The 24,124-nt window shown below is 74.1% G+C and carries 21 protein-coding genes; 8 read left to right on the plus strand and 13 right to left on the minus strand.

Annotated features, from left to right (window positions below; genetic code table 11):
* Positions 1-72: 72 nt before the first annotated feature.
* Positions 73-1,029: a methylmalonyl Co-A mutase-associated GTPase MeaB gene (gene meaB / locus ACIRD3_RS28175; protein ID WP_402222080.1), complete on the minus strand. Its 957-nt coding sequence runs from the start codon at positions 1,027-1,029 to the stop codon at positions 73-75.
* Between the two features lie 85 nt (positions 1,030-1,114).
* Entirely contained in the window at positions 1,115-2,308 is a 1,194-nt protein-coding gene (locus ACIRD3_RS28180; protein WP_402222083.1) for an acetyl-CoA C-acetyltransferase, read from the minus strand.
* Positions 2,309-2,554: 246 nt separating this feature from the next.
* Here ACIRD3_RS28180 and mce point away from each other — a divergent pair, with 246 nt between their 5' ends.
* The 3 genes from mce to ACIRD3_RS28195 all read left to right on the plus strand — a co-directional run bounded on the left by mce (position 2,555) and on the right by ACIRD3_RS28195 (position 9,297).
* Positions 2,555-3,010: a methylmalonyl-CoA epimerase gene (gene mce / locus ACIRD3_RS28185; protein ID WP_402222265.1), complete on the plus strand. Its 456-nt coding sequence runs from the start codon at positions 2,555-2,557 to the stop codon at positions 3,008-3,010.
* A gap of 555 nt (positions 3,011-3,565) precedes the next feature.
* Complete coding sequence (locus tag ACIRD3_RS28190; RefSeq protein WP_402222085.1) at positions 3,566-8,260, plus strand: hypothetical protein; 4,695 nt, start codon at positions 3,566-3,568, stop codon at positions 8,258-8,260.
* 107 nt (positions 8,261-8,367) lie between these two features.
* Entirely contained in the window at positions 8,368-9,297 is a 930-nt protein-coding gene (locus ACIRD3_RS28195; protein ID WP_030057505.1) for a cellulose-binding protein, read from the plus strand.
* A gap of 85 nt (positions 9,298-9,382) precedes the next feature.
* Here the strand turns inward: ACIRD3_RS28195 and ACIRD3_RS28200 are convergent, their stop codons facing one another.
* Together ACIRD3_RS28200 and ACIRD3_RS28205 are read right to left on the minus strand one after the other, a co-directional pair.
* Positions 9,383-9,694 carry a hypothetical protein gene (locus ACIRD3_RS28200; protein ID WP_402222088.1) on the minus strand — a complete coding sequence of 104 codons (312 nt, stop codon included), beginning with the start codon at positions 9,692-9,694 and terminating at the stop codon, positions 9,383-9,385.
* Entirely contained in the window at positions 9,691-10,488 is a 798-nt protein-coding gene (locus ACIRD3_RS28205) for an alpha/beta fold hydrolase (RefSeq protein ID WP_402222091.1), read from the minus strand. Before ACIRD3_RS28205 ends, ACIRD3_RS28200 begins: the two co-directional genes overlap by 4 nt.
* Before the next feature lie 92 nt (positions 10,489-10,580).
* Between ACIRD3_RS28205 and ACIRD3_RS28210 the strand changes: the two genes are divergently transcribed.
* Entirely contained in the window at positions 10,581-11,585 is a 1,005-nt protein-coding gene (locus ACIRD3_RS28210) for an ABC transporter ATP-binding protein (RefSeq protein ID WP_402222094.1), read from the plus strand.
* Position 11,586: 1 nt separating this feature from the next.
* Positions 11,587-12,354: an ABC transporter permease subunit gene (locus tag ACIRD3_RS28215; RefSeq protein WP_402222097.1), complete on the plus strand. Its 768-nt coding sequence runs from the start codon at positions 11,587-11,589 to the stop codon at positions 12,352-12,354.
* Between the two features lie 20 nt (positions 12,355-12,374).
* On the opposite strand, the gene ACIRD3_RS28220 is transcribed toward ACIRD3_RS28215, so the two are convergent.
* Entirely contained in the window at positions 12,375-12,698 is a 324-nt protein-coding gene (locus ACIRD3_RS28220; protein WP_402222100.1) for an ATP/GTP-binding protein, read from the minus strand.
* 408 nt (positions 12,699-13,106) lie between these two features.
* Here ACIRD3_RS28220 and ACIRD3_RS28225 point away from each other — a divergent pair, with 408 nt between their 5' ends.
* Positions 13,107-14,237 (plus strand): LLM class flavin-dependent oxidoreductase, encoded by a 1,131-nt coding sequence (locus tag ACIRD3_RS28225; protein WP_402222267.1) that lies wholly within the window; start codon positions 13,107-13,109, stop codon positions 14,235-14,237.
* Between the two features lie 110 nt (positions 14,238-14,347).
* Here ACIRD3_RS28225 and ACIRD3_RS28230 read toward each other — a convergent pair whose 3' ends face one another.
* Positions 14,348-14,740 carry an SCO5389 family protein gene (locus ACIRD3_RS28230; RefSeq protein WP_402222102.1) on the minus strand — a complete coding sequence of 131 codons (393 nt, stop codon included), beginning with the start codon at positions 14,738-14,740 and terminating at the stop codon, positions 14,348-14,350.
* A gap of 479 nt (positions 14,741-15,219) precedes the next feature.
* Between ACIRD3_RS28230 and nucS the strand changes: the two genes are divergently transcribed.
* Positions 15,220-15,879 carry an endonuclease NucS gene (nucS, locus tag ACIRD3_RS28235; RefSeq protein ID WP_030235828.1) on the plus strand — a complete coding sequence of 220 codons (660 nt, stop codon included), beginning with the start codon at positions 15,220-15,222 and terminating at the stop codon, positions 15,877-15,879.
* 9 nt (positions 15,880-15,888) lie between these two features.
* Here the strand turns inward: nucS and ACIRD3_RS28240 are convergent, their stop codons facing one another.
* The 5 genes from ACIRD3_RS28240 to ACIRD3_RS28260 all read right to left on the minus strand — a co-directional run bounded on the left by ACIRD3_RS28240 (position 15,889) and on the right by ACIRD3_RS28260 (position 22,035).
* Positions 15,889-18,156 (minus strand): ATP-binding protein, encoded by a 2,268-nt coding sequence (locus tag ACIRD3_RS28240; RefSeq protein WP_402222105.1) that lies wholly within the window; start codon positions 18,154-18,156, stop codon positions 15,889-15,891.
* 280 nt (positions 18,157-18,436) lie between these two features.
* Positions 18,437-18,760 (minus strand): STAS domain-containing protein, encoded by a 324-nt coding sequence (locus tag ACIRD3_RS28245; protein WP_402222108.1) that lies wholly within the window; start codon positions 18,758-18,760, stop codon positions 18,437-18,439.
* A 354-nt stretch (positions 18,761-19,114) separates the two neighbouring features.
* Positions 19,115-19,984 (minus strand): 3-hydroxyacyl-CoA dehydrogenase family protein, encoded by an 870-nt coding sequence (locus tag ACIRD3_RS28250; RefSeq protein WP_402222110.1) that lies wholly within the window; start codon positions 19,982-19,984, stop codon positions 19,115-19,117.
* 201 nt (positions 19,985-20,185) lie between these two features.
* On the minus strand, positions 20,186-20,836 hold the full coding sequence (locus ACIRD3_RS28255; RefSeq protein WP_402222113.1) for a response regulator: 651 nt from the start codon (positions 20,834-20,836) through the stop codon (positions 20,186-20,188).
* The gene (locus tag ACIRD3_RS28260) at positions 20,833-22,035 is read right to left on the minus strand and encodes a sensor histidine kinase (protein ID WP_402222116.1); all 1,203 of its coding nucleotides are present in this window, start codon (positions 22,033-22,035) and stop codon (positions 20,833-20,835) included. The genes ACIRD3_RS28255 and ACIRD3_RS28260 overlap by 4 nt, the downstream gene beginning before the upstream one ends.
* Positions 22,036-22,191: 156 nt before the next feature.
* Between ACIRD3_RS28260 and ACIRD3_RS28265 the strand changes: the two genes are divergently transcribed.
* Positions 22,192-22,782, plus strand: coding sequence for a hypothetical protein (locus ACIRD3_RS28265; protein ID WP_402222119.1), 591 nt, complete (start codon positions 22,192-22,194; stop codon positions 22,780-22,782).
* 46 nt (positions 22,783-22,828) lie between these two features.
* Here ACIRD3_RS28265 and ACIRD3_RS28270 read toward each other — a convergent pair whose 3' ends face one another.
* Together ACIRD3_RS28270 and ACIRD3_RS28275 are read right to left on the minus strand one after the other, a co-directional pair.
* Positions 22,829-23,401 (minus strand): cob(I)yrinic acid a,c-diamide adenosyltransferase, encoded by a 573-nt coding sequence (locus ACIRD3_RS28270; RefSeq protein ID WP_402222122.1) that lies wholly within the window; start codon positions 23,399-23,401, stop codon positions 22,829-22,831.
* A gap of 113 nt (positions 23,402-23,514) precedes the next feature.
* Entirely contained in the window at positions 23,515-24,015 is a 501-nt protein-coding gene (locus tag ACIRD3_RS28275; RefSeq protein WP_030057523.1) for a DUF2550 domain-containing protein, read from the minus strand.
* Positions 24,016-24,124: the final 109 nt, after the last annotated feature.

Genomic DNA, 24,124 nt, shown 5'->3' on the forward strand with positions numbered 1-24,124 from the left:
TCCCCTTCCCGCACAGGAAGTCGGCGGGTCCGACTTCCTGTGCAGGGTTGCGGAGGGGAGCGACGGGGCTCGTCAGCTCGCCGTGAGGCCGGCGACGAGTTCGTCGGCGGCGCCGTAGGGGTCGAGGGTGCCGGCGGCGACGCGTTCGGCGAGGGCGGCGAGGTGGCGGTCGCCGCGGAGGTCTCCGATGCGGGCGCGCAGTTCGGCGAGGGCGATGGCCTCGATCTCCTCGGCGGCACGGCGGCGGCGGCGGACGGCGAGTTCGCCGTGCTCCTCCAGCCAGGCGCGGTGCTTCTCCAGTGCCTCGACGACCTCGTCCACGCCTTCGCCGCGGGCCGCGACGGTCTTGACGATCGGGGGCCGCCAGTCCCCCGCCTCGCGGGCCTCGCCGAGGCCGAGCATGTGGTTGAGTTCCCGCGCGGTGGCGTCGGCGCCGTCCCGGTCGGCCTTGTTGACCACGAAGACGTCGCCGATCTCCAGGATCCCGGCCTTGGCGGCCTGGATGCCGTCGCCCATCCCGGGGGCCAGCAGGACCACGGTGGTGTCGGCCTGGGCGGCGATCTCGACCTCGGACTGGCCGACGCCGACGGTCTCGACCAGGATCACCTCGCAGCCGGCCGCGTCCAGCACCCGCAGGGCCTGCGGCGCGGCCCAGGAGAGTCCGCCGAGGTGGCCGCGGGTGGCCATCGAGCGGATGAACACCTCGGGGTCGGTGGCGTGGTCCTGCATCCGGACCCGGTCGCCGAGCAGCGCGCCGCCGGAGAACGGTGAGGAGGGGTCGACGGCCAGGACCCCGACCCGCTTGCCGAGCCGCCGGTAGGCGGAGACGAGTGCCGAGGTGGAGGTGGACTTGCCGACCCCGGGCGAGCCGGTCAGGCCGATCGTGTAGGCCTGACCGGTGTACGGCGCGAGCGCGGCCATCACCTCCCGCAGCTGGGGGGCGGCGTTCTCGACCAGGGTGATCAGCCGGGCGACGGCCCGCGGCCGGCCCTCCCGGGCCTGCTCGACGAGCGTGGCGACATCGATCATCAGGAGCTCCTAGCGCGGATGCGGATGCCGAAGGGGCTGCGGACCGCTTGTGGCGGTCCGCAGCCCCGAAGATCAGATCAGCTGATCAGGCCTTCGGGACGCGCACGATGAGCGCGTCACCCTGGCCGCCGCCGCCGCACAGCGCGGCCGCGCCGATCCCGCCGCCGCGGCGCTGCAGCTCCAGCGCGAGGGTCAGCACCACGCGGGCGCCGGACATGCCGATCGGGTGGCCGAGCGCGATCGCACCGCCGTTGACGTTGACGATGTCCGAGGAGACGCCCAGGTCCTTCGTCGACTGGTACGCGACGGCCGCGAACGCCTCGTTGATCTCGATCAGGTCGAGGTCGGCGACCTCCAGGCCCTCCTTGCCCAGCGCGTGCTTGATCGCGTTGGACGGCTGCGACTGCAGCGAGTTGTCCGGGCCGGCCACGTTGCCGTGCGCGCCGATCTCGGCGATCCAGGTCAGGCCCAGCTCCTCGGCCTTGGCCTTGCTCATCACGACCACCGCGGCGGCGCCGTCGGAGATCTGCGAGGAGGTGCCGGCGGTGATCGTGCCGTCCTTGGTGAAGGCCGGGCGCAGCTTGGCCAGGCCCTCGACGGTGGTGTCGGCGCGGATGCCCTCGTCCTGGCTGAACAGCACCGGCTCGCCCTTGCGCTGCGGGATGGCGACCGGGGCGATCTCGGCGTCGAAGACGCCGTCGGCCTGCGCCTTGGCGGCCCGCTGGTGGGAGGCGGCGGCGATCTCGTCCTGCACCTCGCGCGGGATGCCCAGGCGGGTGTTGTGCTTCTCGGTGGACTCGCCCATCGGGATGTTCTCGTACGCGTCGGTGAGGCCGTCGTACGCCATCGCGTCGAGCATCTCGACCGCGCCGTACTTGAAGCCCTCGCGGGACTTCGGCAGCAGGTGCGGGGCGTTGGTCATCGACTCCTGGCCGCCGGCCACGACGATGTCGAACTCGCCGGCCCGGATCAGCTGGTCGGCCAGCGCGATGGCGTCCAGGCCGGAGAGGCAGACCTTGTTGATGGTCAGCGCCGGGACGTTCATCGGGATGCCGGCCTTGACGGCGGCCTGGCGGGCCGGGATCTGCCCGGCGCCGGCCTGCAGCACCTGGCCCATGATCACGTACTGGACCTGGTCACCCGTGATGCCGGCCCGCTCCAGCGCGGCCTTGATGGCGACGCCGCCGAGGTCGGCACCGGAGAAGCCCTTGAGGGAGCCGAGCAGGCGACCCATCGGGGTCCGCGCACCGGCAACGATCACAGAGGTGGTGTTGGTCATGGGACGGGCCCCTTCGCACGTCGTGGCCAGGTGAGGATGCGCTCAATGTACTGACCTGTTACCCGCCCGTCACCGGAGCGACGGTGTGATCGAGCGCACTGGCACCCTCCAGTCAACACCGTGCCGACGCGGTCCGGGTGAACCCCGCAGCGTGTGAGCAGGCTCGCACGTCCGGCACTGGCGTCCGCCGCGGGCCATGCGCTGCACTTGGTGCCACCTTTGTCCGCCACCACCCCGGAGGTCGCCGTGCTGACCCGCATCGACCACATCGGCATCGCCTGCCGAGACCTCGACAAGACGGTCGAGTTCTACCGCGCCACCTACGGCTTCGAGGTCTTCCACTCCGAGGTCAACGAGGAGCAGGGCGTCCGCGAGGCCATGCTCAGGATCAACGGGACCGACGACGGCGGTGCCTCCTACCTCCAGCTGCTGGAGCCGACGCGGCCCGACTCGACCGTCGCCAAGTGGCTGGAGAAGAACGGCGAGGGCGTGCACCACATCGCCTTCGGCACCGCGGACGTGGACGGCGACGCCGAGGCCATCCGCGGCAAGGGCGTCCGGGTCCTGTACGACGAGCCGCGGATCGGCTCGATGGGCTCGCGGATCACCTTCCTGCACCCGAAGGACTGCGGCGGCGTGCTGACCGAGCTGGTCACCTCCGCGCAGAACGCGCACCAGGACGCGCACCCCGACGAGCACTAGGACGCACACCGGGACCGCCCCGGGAGCACACACCAGGAGCACCGATCGTTCACCGGACCGTCCCCAGGGTGCCGCACGCTCCGGCGGCACCCGACGGCCCGTCGGTCATGACCCGTCAGTAACCTGGCCGGGACAGCCGGAAAACCCCCATGCGGCCATTCCCCCGCAGTGCGCTCCCACTACAATGCCCAGGTGCGCGAAGACTCCGGGGGACGGAGGGGACGGGCACGGCCGAAGACAGGCCCGTCCGCCACGCGGCGGTCGGCCCGTCGCAAGGGGAGTCCATTACGCGGGCACGGCTGCACAGTCGCCAGACTGATCTGTCACCATTCTCCACAAGGCAAGAGTTCGCCCAGGAGTCCACCCGGACGGGGGAACGCGGTACCCCCGCGATCCCGCGCCCCGGACTCCGACGACCGCGGCGGGCGGCCCCGACTAGGCAAGGGGGCGTCCACCTGCTGCGGATGCAAGGACCAGTCGGACCGGCACCCGGTTTACGGGCGCCCGGAACCGGCCGGGTCGAGGACGCGACCAGGAGATGGATGGGACCGCGGAGTGCGGGGCAACGACCGCTACGAGGCTGACGATCACCTCTCCCAGTTCGAGGCCGAGATGGGTCGGACTCGGAAGGAGCGGGACAAGGCAGTCGAGCATGCCGAAGACCTCGCCTACCAGGTGGAGGTCCTCCGGGCGAAGCTGCACGAGTCCCGTCGCATGCTCGCCCAGCCGCGCGCCTTCGACGCGGTCTCCGGCCAGGCCGAGCAGATGCTCCGCACCGCCGAGATGCAGGCCCAGCAGCTGCGCGCGGACGCCGAGCGCCAGCTGCGCGACTCCCAGGCCGCCACCCAGCGGATCATGGCCGAGGCCGCCGAGCGCACCGCCCGGCTGGAGGCCGAGCTCGCCGCCCGCCGCCGCCAGCTGGAGGACGAGCTCACCGAGCTGCGCCGCACCGCCGAGCAGCACGTCAACGGCTGGGCCGAGCAGACCAGGGCCGGCTCCGAGCAGGAGGCCCAGCGCCTCCTCCAGGAGGCCCGGGCCGAGGCCGAGCGGATGGTCGCCGCCGCCCGCGCGGAGGCCGTCGCCCTCGCCGACCAGGCGCGCGCCCAGACCGCCGCCGACGTGGACGCCGCCCGCGGCGAGGCCCACGCCGCCGCCGAGGCCGCCCTCCAGCGCGCCCAGAGCGACGCCGAGCGCCTGCTGCGCGCCGCCTCCGAGCAGGCCCAGCAGGCCGGCGCCCAGGCCGCCGCGGACGTCGACGCCGCCCGCGGCCAGGCCCAGCAGGAACTCGCCGCGGCCCACGCCGCCGCCGAACAGCAGCTGGCCGTCGCGCACGGCGAGATCGGCCGGCTCAAGGAGCAGGCCGCCGCCGAGCAGGCCCGGGCCGAACAGCAGCTCGCCGCCGCCAAGGCCGAGATAGAGCGGCTGCGCGCCGAGGCCATCGCCGAGGCGGAGCGCACCCGTCGCGAGGCCGCCGAGCTGCGTGCCCAGGCCGAGCAGGCCGCCGAGCAGTTGCAGGCCGACGCCGAGGCCGCCGCCGTCCGCAAGGTCGCCGACGGCGAGGCCGCCAACGAGCAGCGCTCGCAGACCGCCCGGGCCGAGGTGGCCCGGATGGTGGCCCAGGCCACCAAGGAGGCGAACGCGATCCGCGCGGAGGCCGAGGCCGTACGGACCGCCGCCGCCACCAAGCAGGCCGAGGCCGACGCCGCCAAGGCCGCCGCCGCCGAGGAGAGCGAGCGGCTGCGGGCCACCGCCGAATCGGTCGCCGCCGAGCTGCGCGCCGAGGCCGAGGCCGCGATCGCCGAGCTGCGCGCGCAGGCCGAGCGGGACGTCGCCGAGCTGCGGGCGCAGGCCGCGGCCGACGCCCAGCGGCTTCGCGGCGAGGCCGAGGAGGCCGGCCGCGCGGCCGGCGCCAAGGACGCCACCGTCCACCTCGCCAAGGCCGCCAAGACCGCCGAGGAGGTGCTCGCCCGCGCCAACCAGGACGCCGAGACCGCCCGGGGCGAGGCCGCCGCCGAGGCCGAGCGGATCCGCAGCGAGGCCGCCGCCGAGGCGCAGCGGCTGCGCGAGCAGGCGCAGGCCGCCGTCGAGCAGGCCCAGAACGCCGCCCTGGACGACGCCGCCGCGATCCGCGAGCGGATCGAGCAGATGCAGGACGAGGCGGCCCGGCTGCGCGCCGAGGCCGAGGAGCTGCGGGCCCAGGCCGCCGCCGAGGCCGACCGGGTCCGCGGCGAGGCCCGCCGGCAGGCGGTGCTGCAGATCGAGGAGTCGGCGAAGAACGCCGAGGAGCTGCTCACCAAGGCCAAGGCGGACGCGGACGAGCTGCGCGCGGGCGCCGCCGACGAGATCGAGCGGCTGCGCGAGCAGGCCCAGGAGCAGGCCGCCGAGACCCAGGGCCGGGCCGAGCAGACCCTGGCCCGGGCCCGTGCCGAGGCCGCGAAGATCACCGCCGCCGCCGAGCAGCAGGGCCAGGACGCGCTGTCCGCGGCCAAGGCCGCGGCCGCCGAGAACCGTACCGCCGCCGAGCGCGAGACCTCCGAACTCCGGCGCGAGGCAACCGAGTTCGACCAGCGGGTGCGGGCCGAGGCGACCGCCGCCGCGGAGGCCGTGACCAGCGAGGCGCAGGCCGAGGCGAACGCGGTGCGCGACGCCGCGGTGGCCGACGCCGAGCGGGTGCGCACCGAGGCCGACGCCGAGGCCGCCCGGACCCGGGCCGAGGCCGAGGCCACCGCGAACGCGCTGCGCGAGGAGAGCCGCCGCGAGCGCGAGGAGGCCGCCGCCGGGCTGCTGCGCGAGCGCGAGGAGACGGCCGACCAGCTGGCCGCCGCCAAGGCCGCGCGCACCCAGGCCGAGCACACCGCCGCCGAGGTCCGCGACACCGCCGACGCCTACGCCGCCGAGGTACGGGCGGAGGCCGAGCAGGCCGCCGCCGAACTGCGCGCCGTCACGCAGCACGAGACCACCCGCCAGCGCGAAGCCGCCGAGGCCTACGCCGACCGCGTCCGCACCGAGGCCGAGCAGCACGCCGCCGACCTCACCGAACGCACCGCCGCGGAGACCACCGAACAGCGCGAGTCCGCCGACGCCTACGCCGCCGAGGTACGGGCGGAGGCCGAGCAGGCCGCCGCCGAGCTGCGCGCCGCCGCCCAGGACGAGACCACCCGCCAGCGCGAGGCCGCCGACGCCTACGCCGCCCAGCAGCGCGAGTCCGCCGACGAACTGCTGGAGCGCGCCGAGGCCACCGCCGAGCAGTACCGGGCGGAGGCCGCCAAGGACGCCAAGGCCACCCGCGAGAAGGCCGCCGCCGAGTTGGCGCTGGCCAACGAGCAGGCCGAGACCGTCCGCGCCGAGGCCGGCCGCGAGCTGTCCGAGGCCCGGGCCACCGCCGACGGCATCCGCGCCGAGGCCGCCGCCGAGCTGGAGCAGGCCGAGGCCGACCGCGCCGAGCTGATCGCCGCCGCCAAGGCCGAGGGCGCCGAGCTGGTCTCCGCCGCCGAGGACGAGGCCGCCGAGGTCCGCCAGTCGGTGGCCGGCATGCACGAGGCCGCCGCCGAGCAGATCGCCGCGCTCAAGGCCGCCGCCGAGCGGGAGGCCGCCGAGGTCCGTGAGGCCGCCGAGCAGGCCTCGTCCGAGCTGCGCGAACTCGCCGAGCGCGAGACCACCGAGCTGCGCGAGACCACCGAACGCGAGACCACCGAGCTGCGCGCCGCGGCCGACCGCTACGCCACCGAGGTCCGCGAGCTCGCCGACCGCGAGACCGCCGAACTGCGCGCCGCCGCCGAGGCCGAGGCCGCCGAGCACCGCGAGACGGCCGACCGGTACGCCGCCGCCCTGCGCGAGCAGACCGAGCGGGAGCTGACCGCCGAGCGCGAGGCCGCCGAGGCCGAGCTCGCCCGGCAGCGCGCCGAGGCTCTCGCCTACGACGAGCAGCTGCGCGCGGACGCCGAGAACGAGCTGCGCGCCGCCCGGGAGGCCGCCGAGCAGCTGCGCGCCGACGCCGAGGCACAGGCCGCCCGCACGGTGGCCGAGGCCGAGGCGCAGGCCGCCCGCACCGTCGCCGACGCCGAGGAGCTGGCCGCCGCGCTGCACTCCGAGGCCGAGGAGTACGCCCTGGCCACCCGCACCCTGGCCGACGAGTACGACAGCGCCACGCACGCCCGCGCCGACGCGTACGACGCGGAGACCCGGGAGGCCGCCGAGCAGTTCGACAAGGCCACCCGCGAGCGCGCGAAGTCCGTCCTGGAGAAGGCCTTCGCGGACGCCGAGGCGCTCGGCGAGGACGCCCAGACCACGGCCCTGGCCACCACCGCCGCCGCCGAGGAGCAGGCGGACGCGATGGTCGCCGCCGCCCGCAAGGAGGCCGACCGGCTGGTCGCCGCCGGCGAGGCGGCCGGCCAGGCCGAGGTCGAGAAGGGCCGCTCCGACGCCGACGCGCTGCTCGCCGAGGCCCGCCGGGACGCCACCGCGATCCGCGAGCGCGCCGAGGAGCTGCGCGAGCGCACCGACGCCGAGGTGGAGGCGCTGCACGAGCGCGCCCGCAAGGAGAACGCGGCGGCCATGAAGTCGGCCGGCGAGCGGGTGGACGCGCTGGTGACGGCCGCCCAGGAGCAGCTGACCGAGGCCGAGGAGCAGGCGGTGGCCACCGTCGCCGAGGCCGAGGACCGCGCCGCGGCCCTGGTCGCCGCCGCCGAGGACCGCGCGAACGAGCTCACCTCGGAGGCCTCCGCCGAGGCCAGCAAGGTCCGCCTCTCGGCGGTCCGCAAGGCCGAGGGCCTGCTCAAGGAGGCGGAGACCAAGCTCGCCAACTCCACCGACCGCGCCGAGGCGCTCATCGAGAAGGCCGAGGCGAAGCTGCGGTCCGCCGAGGCCGAGGCCGAGGAGCGGCTTGACAAGGCGGCGGCCGAGGCGGAGAAGCGTCTGCGGGACGCCGACCGGGCCTCGGACGAGCAGGTCGAGCTGGCGAAGGCGGAGGCCGAGCGACTGCTCGCGGAGGCCAAGGCGGAGGCGAAGCGGGTCACCGACGAGGGCCGGCGCGAGCTGGACGAGCTGGTGCGCCGCCGCAAGGACATCAACACCGAGATCTCCAGGGTGCAGGACGTGCTGTCCGCCCTGGAGGCATTCGAGGCACCGTCACCGGTCGCCCAGGCCAACGGGGGAAGCAGCACCAAGAAGGACGGGGGCGCCAAGGCCGGTGCCGGAGTTGGCTCCCCCCGGTCGGGTGGCAATCGCTCCAAGAGCTCACCACCCGATTGAGCGGACATTGTCCGCGAGACAACGGCATTTCGCCGTCGACACTCCGGTACCGTGTCAGGATTCCCTCAACCACCTCAGCGGTTTGACGACAGGAAGCCCAGAACCCCATGAGCGACAGTCACTCCCCTCACGGCTTCGACCTGGTGCGCCGTGGGTACGAGCGCGCCCAGGTCGACGAGCGGATCACCAAGTTGGTGGCCGACCGCGACAGTGCCTTGACCCGGATCAGCGCGCTGGAGAAGCGCATCGAGGAGCTCCACCTGGAGACCCAGACCGCCCAGGCGGCGGTCGTGGAGCAGGAGCCCTCGTACGCCGGTCTCGGTGCCCGCGTCGAGAAGATCCTGCGGCTCGCCGAGGAGGAGGCCAAGGACCTGCGCGACGAGGCGCACCGCGCCGCCGAGCAGCACCGCGAGCTCGCCGAGGCCGCCGCCCAGCAGGTCCGCACCGAGGCCGAGAACTACGCCAAGGACCGCAAGGCCAAGGCGGAGGACGAGGGCCTGCGGATCGTCGACAAGGCCAAGAGCGACGCCGCCCAGCTGCGCGCCGAGGCCAACAAGGACGCCCAGAACAAGCGCGAGGAGGCGGACGCCCTCTTCGAGGAGACCCGCACCAAGGCCGCCCAGGCCGCGCTGGAGTTCGAGACCAACCTGGCCAAGCGCCGCGAGCAGTCCGAGCGCGACCTGGCCGCCCGTCAGGCCAAGGCCGAGAAGCGCCTGGCCGAGATCGAGCACCGGGCCGAGCAGCTGCGCCTGGAGGCCGAGAAGCTGCGCACCGACGCCGAGCGCCGCGCCCGCCAGACCGTCGAGACGGCCCAGCGCCAGTCCGAGGACATCGTGGCGGACGCCAACGCCAAGGCCGACCGCATCCGCAGCGAATCCGAGCGCGAGCTGGCGGCGCTCACCAACCGCCGCGACAGCATCAACGCCCAGCTGACCAACGTCCGCGAGATGCTGGCGACGCTGACCGGCGCGGCCGTGGCCGCCGCCTCGCTGCCGAACGACGACACCATGGGCGTGCCCGCCCAGCAGTCGCGCTGACGCCGCACCACCCCCGTGCCGACAGGCCCTCACCCGCCCGGGTGAGGGCCTGTCGGCTGTCGCCCCGTCATCACCTCGGGCACTCCTACCGGGGGTAGGCGCCGTCCGGCCGCTGGTGCCCGCTGCTGAGCTGGTTGCCCTCGTCGTCGGAGACCGTGCCGAACCAGGAGGTGCACCAGACCGAGACGGAGTCGGGCCAGTACTGCACCTCGAAGGGGTGCCCCGAGCCGTGGTCGCCGTACGAGGTGACGATGAAGGTCTCCCCCGGGCGCATCCAGTAGTCCTCGCCGAGCGGTTCCAGGGTCAGCTCGACCAGCCCCTCGCTCCGGTTGGTCACGGGCATCCGGCCGCTCACCTCCAGCGCCGAGAAGTCCCAGGCGGCCGCTTCCTCGCTCATCCGGCGGCCACCCGGCGCAGCAGGGCGCGGACGGCGGTGTCGAAGACCTCGGGCGCCTCCAGGGCGCTCAGGTGCCCCACCCCGGGCAGGACGGTCAGCTCGGCGTCCGGGCGGGCCCGGACCATCAGTTCGGCCGCCTCCGGCGCCATCACGGCGTCCTGGGCGCCCGCCACGACCGCCACCGGCACCCGCAGCCCGGCCAGGACGTCCAGGGCGTCCGGACGGGCCGCCATGGCCCGTTGGGTCCAGGCGACGGTGGCCGGCGGGGCGGCGGCGATCATCGACTCCACCCGCTCCACGAGGTGCTGCGAGTCCGGCCCGAGCAGCTTGGCCGCGAGCCGCTCCTCCAGCAGCAGTCGCACGCTGTCCCGCGCGGTGACGGCGGCGGCGATCCGCTCCCGGTTGGCCCGTACGTCGTCGGTGTCGGCGGTGGCGAGGGTGTTGGCCAGCAGCAGGCCGGACAGCCGCCCGGGGTGGCGACGGGCGAAGGCCAGCGCCACGTAGCCGCCCATGGAGAGCCCGCCGACCACCGCGCGCTCGATCCCGGCCGCGTCCAGCAGCAGGGCGAGGTCGTCCGCGACCGCGTCCAACGAGGGCTCGTCGGAGCCCAGCTCGGTGCCGCCGAACCCCCGCTGGTCGGGGGCGAGCACCCGGGCCCCGTCCCCGGTCAGTCCGGGCAGCGCGTCCAGCTGGGACGACCACATCGAGGCGTTCAACGGGAAGGCGTGCAGCAGCACGAGGGGTGTTCCGGTACCGCTCTCGCGGACGGAGACTGCGGAGGGGAGCTGGGTCATGCGCCCACCGTATTCCGGTGCGCCCGGCGGGCCCACTCAGCGGGCCGCGATATCCGCTTTGTCCTAGCCTGACAGAGAGTAAGGGAGCGCGAATGATCGAGTTGCACGACCTGACAAAGCGTTACGGCAGGACTCTCGCGGTGGACCGGCTCAGCTTCACCGTCCCCCGGGGCGTGGTGACCGGCTTCCTCGGCCCGAACGGCGCCGGCAAGTCCACCACCATGCGCATGATCCTCGACCTCGACCGCCCCACCGGCGGCCGGGTCACCATCGACGGCAAGCGCTACGGGCAGCTCAGCGAGCCGCTCAAGTACATCGGCGCGCTGCTGGAGGCCAAGGCCGTCCACCCCGGCCGCACCGCCCGCGACCACCTGCTCTGGCTCGCCCAGAGCAACCGCGTCCCCGAGCGCCGGGTGGACGAGGTGCTCGCCCTGGTCGGCCTGACCCCGGTGGCCCGCAAGCGGGCCCGCGGCTTCTCCCTCGGCATGGGCCAGCGGCTGGGCATCGCCTCCGCCCTGCTCGGCGACCCGGAGATCGTCATGTTCGACGAGCCGGTCAACGGCCTGGACCCGGAGGGCATCCTCTGGATCCGCAACCTGATGAAGCGCCTCGCCGGCGAGGGCCGCACGGTCTTCGTCTCCTCCCACCTGATGAGCGAGATGGCCGTCACCGCCGACCACCTGGTGGTCATCGGCAAGGGCCGGCTGCTCGCCGACCTGCCGATGCCGGAGTTCATCCGGCGCAACTCCCGCTCCGCCGTACGGCTGCGCAGCCCGGAGCCCGAGCGGCTGCTCGACGCGCTGGCCTCCGCCGGCCTGCGGCACGAACCGGGCCCGGACGGCTCCTACGAGGTGGTCGACGGCGACCTCGCCCGGCTCGGCGAACTGGCCGCCGCGCACGGCGTGGTGCTGCACGAACTCAGCCCGCAGCAAGCCTCGTTGGAGGAGGCGTTCATGCAGATGACGGCCGACTCGGTGGAGTACCACGCCGGCGACGGACCGGGCCGGGACGCGGCCGGCGCACCCGGCGTCTGGGGCGCCGGCTGGAAGGCGGGCGACGCCCGGCAGACCGCCGCGGCGCGGCAGGAGGAGAACTGAGATGGCGTCCTTCCCGGCGATCCTGCGCTCCGAGTGGACGAAGATCCGCAGCGTCCGCTCGACGGTCTGGACCCTCGCGCTGGCCTTCGTCGTCACCGTCGGCATCGGCGCGCTGCTGTCCCTGCTCACCAACAACAACTTCACCGAGTTCCGGCGCAACGAACAGTCCCCCTTCGACGCCACCGGGACGGCCTTCTCCGGCATCATGCTCGGCGAGCTGGCCGTCATCGTCTTCGGCGTGCTGGCGATCGGCAACGAGTACAGCAGCGGCATGATCCGGGTGACACTGGCCGCCGTCCCGCAGCGCGCCACCCTGCTCGGCGGCAAGGCGACGGTGCTCGGCGCGCTCGCCCTCGCGGTCTCGCTGGTGACGGCCTTCGTCACCTTCTTCGTCGGCCAGGCGCTGCTGGGCCCGCACTCCACCACGCTCGGCCAACCGCACGTGCTGCGCGCGGTGTTCGGCGCCGCGCTCTACCTGACGATGCTCTGCCTGTTCGCGGCGGGCGTCACCACGATGCTGCACAACCAGACGCTCGCGCTCGGCGTGCTGGTGCCGTTCTTCTTCCTGCTCTCGCCGATCCTCTCGGCGGTGCCGAAGGTCAAGACCCTGGCCCACTACTTCCCCGACTACGCGGGCTCGCGGATGCTGCTGGTGTACGAGCAGCACGGCCAGCCGTACGGGCCGTGGGCCGGCTTCCTGATCTGCCTCGCCTGGACGGCCGCGGCGCTGACCGGCGGCGCGCTGGTGCTCAAGAAGCGTGACGCCTAGGACCGTTCGACCAGGGGTCCTCAGTAGCGCGGAGCGCCGCGGCCTCGCAGGACGTTGGAGGCCCGGCGCTCCCGCGCTCCCCAGCACGCGCGGTGCCAGTGCCGCCGGTCGTCCACCCCGGCGCCGTGCATCGGCCAGGCCACCACGTGGCCGACCCCCGGCGGGATCTCCTGGTCGCAGCCCGGGCAGCGGTAGAACCGCCCCGCCGTCCCGGCGACCGTCTGCACCACCCAGTCGTCGCCCTGGTAGCTCTCGGTGCGGCGCAGCGATCCGCCGAGCGGCGCGGCCGGCTCGGCGCTCTCGCGGGGGGCGGCGCTCTTGATCCGGTTGCGGCGCGGCGACACGGCGGACTGCCTCTCTTCCGGGGCTCTGGGCCGTTCCAGCCTACGGCCGGTCGGCCCCCACAACGGCCACTATCACGGCACCGGCCGATGCTCCGGCCTTTTTGCCGAGATCCACCCGATCATCGGGGAAATCAGGGGTTCGGCGTGCCATTGGCACATGACATCCGATACCCAGAGGGGGAAGAGGCGGGGCCCGCAGACCCTGCGCGCACCCGAGGAGGCCCAAGAATGACCAAGACCGGCGCCCGTACCGAGACCCGTCGACCCGTCGGGGCCCGACCGCCGGCCCCCGGCCCGACCCTGACCGCCGTCCCCCCGGTGACGGCGGTCGCGGGCGAGCCGCTGCCGACGCCGCAGCGGGCGGGGGCCCTGCCGGCGGACACCGCGCCGGTCCGGGTCGGACTGTTCATGCTGTCCGCGCAGTTCCCCGGGCAGAGCCACGGCGAGGCGCTGGAGCGTACCGTGCGGTCCGCCGTCGAGGCCGAGCGGGCGGGCCTGGACAGTGTCTGGCTGGCCGAGCACCACTTCGTCCCGTACGGGGTCTGCCCCGACGCCGCGACGCTGGCCGGGCTGCTGCTCGGCCGCACCCGCCGGATCGGCGTCGGTACGGCGGTCAGCGTGCTCTCCACCCGGCACCCGGTGGCCCTCGGCGAGCAGGCCGCGCTGCTGCACCTCACCTCCGGCGGGCGGTTCACCCTCGGGGTCGGCCGCGGCGGGCCGTGGATCGACCTGGACGTGTTCGGCGACGGCCTGAGCGCCTTCGAGAACGGTTTCCCGGAGCGGCTGGACCTCCTGCTGCGCTGGCTGCGCGGCTCCCGGGTGGGCGCGGACGGACCGCAGTTCAGCTTCCCCGAGGTGGCGGTGGTGCCGCGGGCCGCCGAACCGCTGCGCCGGCCCGGCCTGAGCAGCTGGCTCGGCCTCGGCGAGCAGTCCGGCCCGGTGCGCCTGCCGCGCCAGCGGCAGGACGAGGAGGGCCTGGGCGGCGAACTCACCACCACCGGGCGGCCGGTGGCCGGTCCGCCGGTGGTGGTCGCCTGCACCTCGCCGGGCGGGGTGAAGCTGGCCGCCGAGCGCGGTCTGCCGATGCTGCTCGGCATGCACTCCGGGGACGACGACAAACTGCACATGCTGGAGCTGTACCGCACCGCCTGGCTGGCCGCCGGGCGCAGCGAGGAGCAGCTGCGCCGGGTCAGCCGCCGGCACGTGGCGGCCGGGGTGGCCCAGGTCGAGGACCGCACCGCGGCGGCCCGGTCCACCCTGCTGAAGGCGATGCCCGACTGGTTCGAGTACGGGCTCGGCGCCCACCGCACCGTGGACGGCCGCGAACGCAAGATGCGCGACCCGCGCCAGTACACCGAACTCCTCTGCGACCTGCACGCGGTGGGCACCCCGCGGCAGTGCGCCGACCGACTGCTGGCCACCGCCGAACGGACCGGCATCCGCCGCTTCGCGCTGCTCGCCGAGGGCAGCGGCGACCAGGAGGCGACCCTGCACAACATCGCCCGACTCGGCTCCGAGGTGCTGCCGCAGCTGGGCTGAGTGCCGCACGCGCCGCACCCCGGCGGTCCGGGCCGCCGCCCCTCCCCCCGCACCGGGGGACGGGGGCGGCCGGCGCCACGACGGCACCGTGCTGGTCGAAAGCCGGACGCTCAGCAGTCCCGCAGTTCCTCGGACTGGTTGAGCAGCTGCTCCCGGACGGAGGTGAACCGCGTGAACCGCGCGTCGTTCGCCTCCGACGGCAGGAACACCGCCACCCGGTGACAGTTCTGGAACGCCAGCCGGACACCGAAGTGGCGCTGCAGGGCGCCCCGGATGGCATCGCTGGCGAGCGCGCGCAGCAGCTGGCCACGGGCCTGCTCGCTGGGCGGCGGCACGTGGTTGTCGGCGAAGTCGGTGCCGTCGACCTTCGCCTGGGCGACCAGCGAGCTGATCAGGTCCCAGGCGTACGGCAGCGAGACGCGGACGCAGTCGACGAATTCCCGCTCGTCGACCTCGCCCCGCTCGGCCTTTTCCAGCAGGGCCGGTGAGACGTCGAGCGACATGGATTCTCCTCTCGGGTCCACCCGCGCGGCGCCCGGGTGGTCGTGCGTTGTCCAAGCTCAGGTGAGGGTGGGCGACATCGCGCGTGGCGTCCGGAACACCCTGGGACGGGGTTTCCGGCACCGTGGCGATCAGCCGCGGCGGTACGGGGCGTGATGTCCCGAACACCGACCGCGCTCAGAACAGCGTGGCAGTCAACGACGAAGCAGGCCGGTCATTCCTGCGGATTGCTTGGGAAATACGCCGTGGTGCACCAGATTGGCCGGATCCTGTCGGATCGTTCATCTGAAGTCTCCATCCCCGTTGACAGCACTCCCGCAAGCATGCCGTCACACACCGTAGCGACCGGATGGGATGGGCGCCAGACCTCGACGAGCGGGAGCGGGAGCGCTGACCCTCAATGTTCGCGGGGTTCGCGCTTTCTTCACCCCGTCGTCGCGGAATCGCATCAACTGGCCCCGGTGGGCTAGCGTGGTCGACCGTGCGTCTCGTAATTGCCCGCTGCTCAGTCGACTATGCCGGTCGGCTCTCCGCCCATCTGCCCTCCGCCACCAGGCTCATCCTGGTCAAGGCCGACGGCAGCGTCAGCATCCACGCCGACGACCGCGCCTACAAGCCGCTCAACTGGATGTCCCCGCCGTGCGCCCTCAAGGAGGCCGACGGGGTCTGGACGGTGGAGAACAAGGCCGGCGAGAAGCTCATCATCACGCTGGAGGAGGTGCTGCACGACTCGTCCCACGAACTCGGGGTGGACCCGGGCCTGATCAAGGACGGCGTCGAGGCGCACCTCCAGGAGCTGCTCGCGGACCGGATGGAGGTGCTCGGCACCGGCTGGTCGCTGATCCGCCGCGAGTACCCGACCGCCATCGGCCCGGTCGACATCCTCTGCCGCGACGCCGACGGCGCCACGGTGGCCGTCGAGATCAAGCGCCGCGGCGAGATCGACGGCGTCGAGCAGCTCACCCGCTACCTCGAACTCCTCAACCGGGACCCGCTGTTGGCCCCGGTCAAGGGCGTCTTCGCCGCGCAGGAGATCAAGCCGCAGGCCCGCGTGCTGGCCACCGACCGCGGCATCGGCTGCGTGGTGCTGGACTACGACGAGCTGCGCGGCATCGACGACGACAAGCTCAAGCTGTTCTGACCGGACCGGTCAGGGTGTTCCCGAAGGCGTCCCGGACGGCGAGACGGTAGCCGTTCCCGTCGGTGTCGGCGTCGGGGTCGGCGTGGACGTGGGCGTGCTGCCGGTCGGCTTCGGCGACGTCGGCTGCGGTCCCGGTTGATGGGTCTGCGTCGGCTGGGGCTGCCCCGGCTGCGGCGCCGGCGGCTGCGGCTGTCCCGGTGCGGGCGGCTGCGACTGCTGCGGGCCCTGCGACTCCGTCGCCCCCGGCGAGGAGCTCGGCTTCTTCGTCGGCGAGGCGCTCGCCGAGTGCGAGGCGCTGGCGCTCCCGGACGGTTCCGGGCTGCCGCTCTGCCCCGCCGGGCTGCCCGGTGCCGTACCGGACGCGCCCGGCGAGGGGCTGCCGGAGGGCTGCGGGAAGGGCGCGTCCTGGGCTCCGCCCTCGTCCAGCCGGCCGCTGTGCGGATCCTTCGGCCGGTGCTCGTCCGGCCCGGTGAGGCTCATCGCCACCGCCGTCCCGAGCACCCCGAGGGTCAGGACGGCCGTGGAGACCACGACCACCCGCCGCCGCCTGCTGGACTTCAGGCGGGCCGGGACGCGGGCCGCGATCTTGCGGATGACCGGCGCGCGGCCGCCCGCGACGGGTGCGGCGGCCGGCAGCTGCCGGCCCTCGGCGCGCAGCAGGTCGAGCATGCGGCGCGCCGCGGCCACCCCGCGCTGCTCCCCCGCGGCCGCCCGCAGGGTGAGCGCGGTCTCCAGCTCCGCGATGGCCCGGGACGGCTGCTGGACGCAGATCGCGTGCACGCCCGCCTCGTGGTGGAACCAGGCCTGGTCGCTCGGCGAGCCGGCCCGGCGGGCCGCCTCCTGGCCGAGCTGCAGCACCCGCTCCCAGGCTCCCCAGCGCAGGGCCAGCGCCAGCGCGGGCGCCGCCGCCCGGGCGAGCCGGATCACCGCCTCGTGGCGTCCGGCGGTCCGGTCGGCGACCAGGACGCCGATCAGCACCTCGGCCTCGGCGGCGATCTGTTCCAGCGTCACCGAGCTGTGCCCGACCCACCAGGCGAAGTGCTGGGCGGCACCGTCCACGCAGCCGCGGGCGGGCCAGTGCGGGGCGAGCAGTTCGAGCGCGCCGGCGGTCAGCCGGTGGTGCCCGCCGATGGACACCGTCAGCCCGGCGTCGGCGAGTTCGGCGAGGGCGGCCTCGCCCTGGCCGACGTCTATCAGGGCGGGCAGGTGCGGCGCGGTGGGACACTCCCCGCCGAGCGCGACGGCGAGCCGCAGCACGGCCTGCGCGGATTCGCTCAGCCCCTCGGCGAGCCGCACCGCGGGCGAGGCGGTCTCGGCGACCGAGGGCAGCGGGACGGTGCGGCGCAGCGCGTCCTCCCGGACGGCCGGATCGGGGTCGCGGACGGGCCCGTCGACCGCGCCGAAGACGTCCATCCGGTCGTCCTCGGCGGCGACCAGCGCGTCCACCGCGACGTCCCGCTGGCGCAGCAGCGCGGCGGCCTGGACGAAGCGCAGGGGCAGGCCCTCGGACTCGAACCAGAGGTCCACCGCCCAGGCCTTCTCGGCGACGTCCAGGGGCCGCCCGGCCAGCCGGGCGGTGAGGGCGAGGCAGGCGGGACGGGAGAGCCCGGCGACGAGGTGGTCCTGGATCCGGGAGCCGGCCGCCGGCGGCGGGCTGCCCGGGGTGACGGCGACCAGGAAGGCACAGCCGGGGGCGGTGGCGAGCAGGTGCTCCAGCTCGGCCCCGGAGAGTTCGGCGGCGTCGATCACCACGACCGCGCCGACCTCGGCGAGGTGGGCGGCGAGTCGGCCGGGGTCGGGCCGGTAGCCGGGGGCCTGGTGGGTGGCCGCGAAGAGGTCCTGGAGCAGGTCGGCGGCGGTACGGCGGTGGCCGCAGAGCTGGACGACACCGCCGGGGGCGATGTCGGCGGCGGCCGCGGCGACGGCCGCCAGCAGTGCGCTGCGGCCGGAGCCGGCCTGGCCGACCAGGCGTATCGAGCGGCCCTCGGCGAGCAGGCCGAGCAGTTCGGCGATGTCGGCTTCGCGGTCCAGCAGCGGCAGGTCGGCCGGTCCTGAGCCGAGCGCGAGCGGACCGACCGCGCGGCCGACGCCGCCGACCGGGCCGCGAGCGGGCTCGCTGCGCTCGATCCGGCGCGGGCGGGGGCGCCACTCCTCGGGGCAGGGCCTGGCCTCGGAACCGTCCGGGGCGCCGACCCCCACCAAGAGGCCGCCGGAGACCAGTTCCCCGCCGCGGGTGCGGACGGCCTCCTGCCGGAACTCCCCGGATGGCTGTGCCACGTTCTGCTCCGCATCGTGCTCGGCCGTCGGCGCCCGACGCCGACCGGCTGACGTCCCGGTCGCGGCCGCGGGCGGTCTGGGCTCAGCCCCGGCGGCCGTCTTCTGACGGGCAGACTCTTGCACATCCGGGCCCGCCCGTGCAGGGCGGTCCCGGGGCGGGGGCCGTTCGGGAGCGCTGACCAGGTGCGTTGCGGAGAGGTGTGGCCGGCGGTGCGAAGGGGCGTCGCGGTGCGAAGGGGCGTCGCGGTGCGAAGGGGCGCCGGGGCGTGTCGGACACGCCCTACAGCGCGAGGCCGTGCGCCTCGGCGATGCCGCCGTCGACGGCCAGGATGCGGTGCAGCTTGGTGGCGACCAGCAGCCGCTGGAGTTGGGCCGGGACGGAGCGCAGCACCAGCCGGCGGCCGATCCGGCCGGCCCGCCGGTGGGTGCCCATGATCACGCCGAGGCCGGTGGCGTCCCAGAACTCCAGTCGGGCGAGGTCGAGCACGAGGTCGCCGAGGCCGCCGTCCACGGCCTGGTGCAGCCGGGCCCGCGCGTCGGCGGCGGTGCGCACGTCGAGGCGGCCTTCGATGGCCAGCGCCGTGTGGTCGCCGGTGATGCGCATGCTCTCCTCCTTCGCCTGGACGGCCTGGTGCGGGGTGGGGCCGCCCCGGCCGTACCGGGTGCGGGAGCTGGATGTGCGTCCGGGCGGGCCGCAGCCCCACGCCCGGACCCGGTCGGAATGCCGGGTTCCCTCATCTGACGGCGAAGCTGCTCCGCAGGTTGCTGCTTCCGGCCGGATCTGAAGCAACTTCACTCGTCCGAGGGAATATACGCAGGAAGTCTCCACACCTACGCTCGATTACCGCCCAAATCACCCGTCTGCGGCACCCGGCGTGAGGAAACTCACCCGACCCGGCGGAGCGGGCCGTACGATGCTCCGATCGCACGGCCCGCCGGGTCGTTCAGCCCTGTCGGTTCACTTGCCTTCGTACGGGTAGAAGCCGCGGCCGCTCTTGCGGCCCAGGTCACCGGCGGTGACCATGCGGGCCATGATCTCCGGGGCGGCGAACTTCTCGTCCTTGGTCTCGGTGTAGATGTTGCGGGCGGCGTGCAGCAGGATGTCCACGCCGGTCAGGTCGGCGGTCTGCAGCGGGCCCATCGCGTGGCCGAAGCCGAGGCGGCAGGCGGTGTCGATGTCCTCGGCCGTGGCGACGCCCGACTCGTACAGCTTGGCGGCCTCGACGACCAGCGCGGTGATCAGGCGGGTGGTGACGAAGCCGGCCACGTCGCGGTTGACCACCACGACCTCCTTGCCGACGCCCTCGGCGTACGCGCGCGCGGTGGCCAGCGTCTCGTCGCTGGTCTTGTAGCCGCGGACCAGCTCGACCAGCTTCATCATCGGGACCGGCGAGAAGAAGTGGACGCCGACGACCGACTCCGGGCGCGAGGTGGCGGCGGCGATCCGGGTGATCGGGATGGCGGAGGTGTTGGAGGCCAGCACGGCACCGTCCTTGGCGAGCTTGTCCAGCTCGCGGAAGACGCCCTCCTTGACCTCCAGCTGCTCGAACACGGCCTCGACCACGATGTCGGCCTCGGCGACGGCGCCGAGGTCGGTGGTGGTGGTGATCCGGCCCAGCGCGGCCTCGGCGTCCTCGGCGCTCAGCTTGCCCTTGGCCACGAACTTCTCGTACGAGGCACGGATGCCCGCGAGGCCGCGCTGCAGCGCCTCCTCGGTGACGTCCCGCAGCACCACCGGGTGCCCGGCCTGCGCGGAGACCTGGGCGATGCCGGCGCCCATCAGGCCGGCACCGATCACGGCGATCTGCTTGCTGGACGCATTGCTCATGGCTGGGTCTCCCGATGCCGTCGCCGCCCCACGGGCGGGCCCTGAAGGCGGCTCAGGGCAGGGGTCACCGCCGGAGAGCCGCGTCGCTCGATTCCCGGACTCTAACGCCCGAACCCCCCGCGCCATAGCAATCGGGAGTGTGATCTGCAACCGACCCGGTCAGGCGACCGAACGGCTCGCGAACGGCTCGCGAGCCGCTCGTCAGAGGGTCAGTCCGAGGTCCTGGGCGAGGATCGCCGCCTGCACCCGGCTGCGCAGCCGCAGCTTCGCCAGGATCCGGCTGACGTGCGTCTTCGTGGTGGCCTCCGCCATCGTCAGCCGGGCCGCGATCTCGCCGTTGGACAGGCCCGCGCCGATGCAGGCCAGCACCTCCCGCTCCCGGACGGTCAGCCCGGCCACCGCCTCCCGGGCCTCGGGCCCGATCTGCCGCTCCGGCCGGGCGAAGGCCCCGATCAGCCGCCTGGTCACCGAGGGCGCCAGCATGCCGTCCCCGCGCGCCACCGTGCGGATGCCCTCGACCAGGGTGTCCGCCTCCAGGTCCTTGAGCAGGAATCCGGCCGCGCCCGCCCGCAGCGCGCCGTAGACGTACTCGTCCAGGTCGAAGGTGGTCAGCACGAGCACCTGGGCGGCGCCGGCCGCGACCACCTCCCGGGTCGCCGAGACGCCGTCCAGCCGGGGCATCTGCACGTCCATCAGCACCACGTCCGGCCGCAGCTCCAGCGCCAGCCGGACGGCCTCCTCGCCGTCGGCGGCCTGTCCGACCACCTCGAAGTCCGGCTCCGCGCGCAGGATCATCACCAGCGCGGTCCGTACCGCCGCCTGGTCCTCCGCCACCAGTACCCGGATCGTCATGCCCGCCCCTCGCTCCCCTGCGCGCGCGGCAGCACCGCGCGCACGCTCCAGTACCCGTCCTTCGGCCCGGCCTCGAAGCTGCCTCCGAGCAGCCCGGCCCGCTCCCCCATGCCCACCAGTCCGGCCCGGGCGCCCGGCAGTCCGCGGCCCGGCTCGTCGCGGTACGGGCTGTCGACCGCGATCCGCAGCTCGTCCGGCCCGAACTCCAGCCGCAGCCGGACCAGTCCGGGCCCGGCGTGCTTGAGCGCGTTGGTCAGCGACTCCTGGACGATCCGGTACGCGGCCAGGCCGACCGGCACCGGCACGTCCCCGCGCTCGCCGTGCTCGGCCAGCTCGAAGTCCAGTCCGACGTCCTGGCCGGCCGCCCGGGCCTTGGCCAGCAGGGCGTCCACCGCGGCCAGGTCGGGCGCCGCGTACGACTCGTCGACCTCTCCCCCGCCGCTCTCCCGGAGCAGTCCGATCATGCGACGCATTTCGGCCAATCCCTGGACGCTGTTCTCCCGGATCACCGCCAGCACCTCCACCATCGGGTCGTCCGCGGGCAGGCCGCGACGCTTGGCGACGGACTGCGCGCCGGTGGCGTGGATCGCGATCGCCGACAGGTGGTTGGCCACCACGTCGTGCAACTCCCTTGCCATCCGGGCTCGTTCGGCGCCGACCGCCTCACGCCGGTCCATCTCCGAGAGCAGCGCGGTCTGTTCGGCCCGCAGCCGCTCGGTCTCCGCCTCCTCCCGGTGCTTGCGCACCACGTCGCCGGTCCACACCGGCGCCAGGAAGACCAGCGAGCTGACCACCGCGACCAGCAGCCCCGCGCCGGTGCCGCCGGCGTACCAGGTCAGGCTGGCGAGCACCAGCACGGTCGAGCCGCCGGTCAGGTGCAGCACCCGCGACATCCGGCGGCTGCCGTAGATCACCGCCGCGTACAGCAGATCGGTGTACATGATCAGCGTCGCCAGCAGGCTGCCGGTGAACAGACTGGCGGCGAAGGCCAGCCCGCCGACCGAGACCGCGAGCACCGGCCTGGTCCGCCGGCACAGCTCCAGCCCGGCCATCACGAGCATCGGCAGCGCCACCGCCCACACCGGGAGGTGGTCGGCGTTCTCGTACACCCGGAAGAGGATCAGCACGGCGCCGCCGAGCAGCCCGCAGAGGGCGATCACCTGGTCGAGCCGGCGCGGGGGGAGGGACGGAACGGGCACGCCCCCATCTCACCATCCCGGCGACCCACCCGGCTCCGGTCCGCGGAGGAGCCCGGCTACATCGAAAGATGCAGGCCGGGACGGCACCCCACGACGACGACACGGGCGTACCCGCGCACGAGGCTGGAGGCACCGCCGAACGTCCGGGAGCAGAACGTGATCGTCACCCTCATCGTCGCGGCCGAGATCTCCTGGTGGATCGTGCTCGGCCTCGCCCTCTCCGCCCGCTACCTGCTGCGGTGGCGCCGCACCAGCACCGTGCTGCTGCTCGGCCTCCCGGCGGTCGACCTCGCCCTGTACGCGCTGACCGTCGTCGACCTGCGCGGCGGCGCCGAGGCGAGCTGGACGCACGCGCTCGCCGCGAGCTACGCCGGCTTCTCCGTCGGCTACGGCCCCTCACTGGTCCGGTGGGCCGACCGGCACTTCCTGCACCGCTTCGCCGGCGGACCCAAGCCGCTGCCCGCCCCGAAGTACGGCCCGGAGCGGACCAGGTACGAGTGGCAGATCGCCGGCCGCACCGTCGTCTCGGCCGCGATCACGCTCAGCCTGATCACCCTGCTCGTCCCGCTCTCGGCGGGCTCCGCGCACTTCGGCACCTTCGCCCAGTGGTACTGGCGGCTCGGGATCGCGGCCGTGGTCAACGTGGTCGTGGCCGCCTGCTACTCGCGCTGGCCCAAGGAGGCCCCGGCCGGCGTGCTGGTCGAGAACGGCCGGGTCGTCGAGAACGCCCCGGCGAAGCAGATCTGAGCGCCCCGCGCGCGGGGTCGGCGGCCCCGCGCGCCGTCCCGGGAGGTCAGCGGTTCTCGCCCGGGACCCAGAGCACGTCGCCGCGCTCCTTGTTCGCCACCCGGGCCAGGATGAACAGCAGGTCGGACAGCCGGTTGAGGTACTTCGCGGTCAGCGGGTTGACGGTGTCCCCGTGCTCCGCGATCGCCGCCCAGGTCGAGCGCTCGGCCCGCCGCACCACCGTGCAGGCCAGGTGCAGGTGGGCCGCGCCGGGCGTGCCGCCGGGCAGGATGAAGCTGCGCAGCTTCTCCACCTGCTCCAGGTAGTGGTCGCAGTCCCCCTCCAGCCGGTCGATGTAGGACTGCAGCACCCGCAGCGGCGGGTACTTCGGGTCCTCGACCACCGGGGTGGACAGGTCGGCGCCGACGTCGAACAGGTCGTTCTGGACCCGGACGAGCACCGCCGCCACGTCCTCGGACAGCTGCCCGACCGCGAGGGCCACCCCGATCGCCGCGTTCGCCTCGTTGGCGTCGGCGTACGCCATCAGCCGAGGATCGGTCTTGGTGGTCCGGCTCATGTCGCCGAGCGCGGTGGTGCCGTCATCGCCGGTACGGGTGTAGATGCGCGTCAGATTGACCATGCCGCCACCCTAGCCGGGCCGGTTAAGCCGCGTTAACCCCGCAGGCCGCCGTCAGGCGACACCGGCCCTCCCGGCCTTCGGCCGGGCGGTGCCCCCATCCGAGGGTCCCGTCGCTACGCGACGTTGACCCTCTGCCCGGGCGGAGCCGCCTCCAGCCAGGCGAGGAAGCCGGTCAGCGCGTCCTCGCTCATCGCCAGCTCCAGCGGCGCCCCGTTGTGCAGGCAGCGCAGCACCACCGAGCCGGAGAGCAGCGCCAGTTCCTCCTGGCCCTCCGGGTAGCGCCGGCCGAGCACCTCGATCTCCCGCCGCGGCAGCACCTTGCGCGGGCGCGGGGCGTACGAGAAGACCCGGAACCACTCGATCGAGTCGCCGCTGTACCGGCCGATACCAAAAACCCACCCCTTGCCGTCGGTCGGGGGGACCGGGGCGGAGGTGGGTTTGCCGTTCTCGTCGAGGTCGGGCTGCGTGGAGGCGTCGGCGGGCATTTTGAGCCGGTAGCTGCAGTCGAACGTGCCGCCCACCCGCTGGATCAGGCGGCGTCGGACGGCGAAGGCCATCAGGCCGATCACACCCAGCGCCACGACCGCCGCACACACCACAAGCGCGAGGACCATGCTCACCTACCTCCTCGCTACCCGCGTTCCCCGTAGCGGTCGTATCAAGCGACCGCGCTGACCTACCAACTACGACGACAGTCCCGGGGTCACGCTCACGCGTCCCCGG

It is taken from the genome of Kitasatospora sp. NPDC093550, assembly GCF_044764985.1.
GTDB lineage: Bacteria > Actinomycetota > Actinomycetes > Streptomycetales > Streptomycetaceae > Kitasatospora.

Bases quoted from the DNA above. Each gene is read 5' to 3' on its own strand.
- meaB (WP_402222080.1), bottom strand. From the start codon at position 1,029: ATGATCGATGTCGCCACGCTCGTCGAGCAGGCCCGGGAGGGCCGGCCG.
- ACIRD3_RS28180 (WP_402222083.1), bottom strand. From the start codon at position 2,308: ATGACCAACACCACCTCTGTGATCGTTGCCGGTGCGCGGACCCCGATG.
- ACIRD3_RS28195 (WP_030057505.1), top strand. From the start codon at position 8,368: ATGAGCGACAGTCACTCCCCTCACGGCTTCGACCTGGTGCGCCGTGGG.
- ACIRD3_RS28200 (WP_402222088.1), bottom strand. From the start codon at position 9,694: ATGAGCGAGGAAGCGGCCGCCTGGGACTTCTCGGCGCTGGAGGTGAGC.
- ACIRD3_RS28205 (WP_402222091.1), bottom strand. From the start codon at position 10,488: ATGACCCAGCTCCCCTCCGCAGTCTCCGTCCGCGAGAGCGGTACCGGA.
- ACIRD3_RS28210 (WP_402222094.1), top strand. From the start codon at position 10,581: ATGATCGAGTTGCACGACCTGACAAAGCGTTACGGCAGGACTCTCGCG.
- ACIRD3_RS28215 (WP_402222097.1), top strand. From the start codon at position 11,587: ATGGCGTCCTTCCCGGCGATCCTGCGCTCCGAGTGGACGAAGATCCGC.
- ACIRD3_RS28225 (WP_402222267.1), top strand. From the start codon at position 13,107: ATGCTGTCCGCGCAGTTCCCCGGGCAGAGCCACGGCGAGGCGCTGGAG.
- ACIRD3_RS28230 (WP_402222102.1), bottom strand. From the start codon at position 14,740: ATGTCGCTCGACGTCTCACCGGCCCTGCTGGAAAAGGCCGAGCGGGGC.
- ACIRD3_RS28245 (WP_402222108.1), bottom strand. From the start codon at position 18,760: ATGCGCATCACCGGCGACCACACGGCGCTGGCCATCGAAGGCCGCCTC.
- ACIRD3_RS28250 (WP_402222110.1), bottom strand. From the start codon at position 19,984: ATGAGCAATGCGTCCAGCAAGCAGATCGCCGTGATCGGTGCCGGCCTG.
- ACIRD3_RS28255 (WP_402222113.1), bottom strand. From the start codon at position 20,836: ATGACGATCCGGGTACTGGTGGCGGAGGACCAGGCGGCGGTACGGACC.
- ACIRD3_RS28270 (WP_402222122.1), bottom strand. From the start codon at position 23,401: ATGGTCAATCTGACGCGCATCTACACCCGTACCGGCGATGACGGCACC.
- ACIRD3_RS28275 (WP_030057523.1), bottom strand. From the start codon at position 24,015: ATGGTCCTCGCGCTTGTGGTGTGTGCGGCGGTCGTGGCGCTGGGTGTG.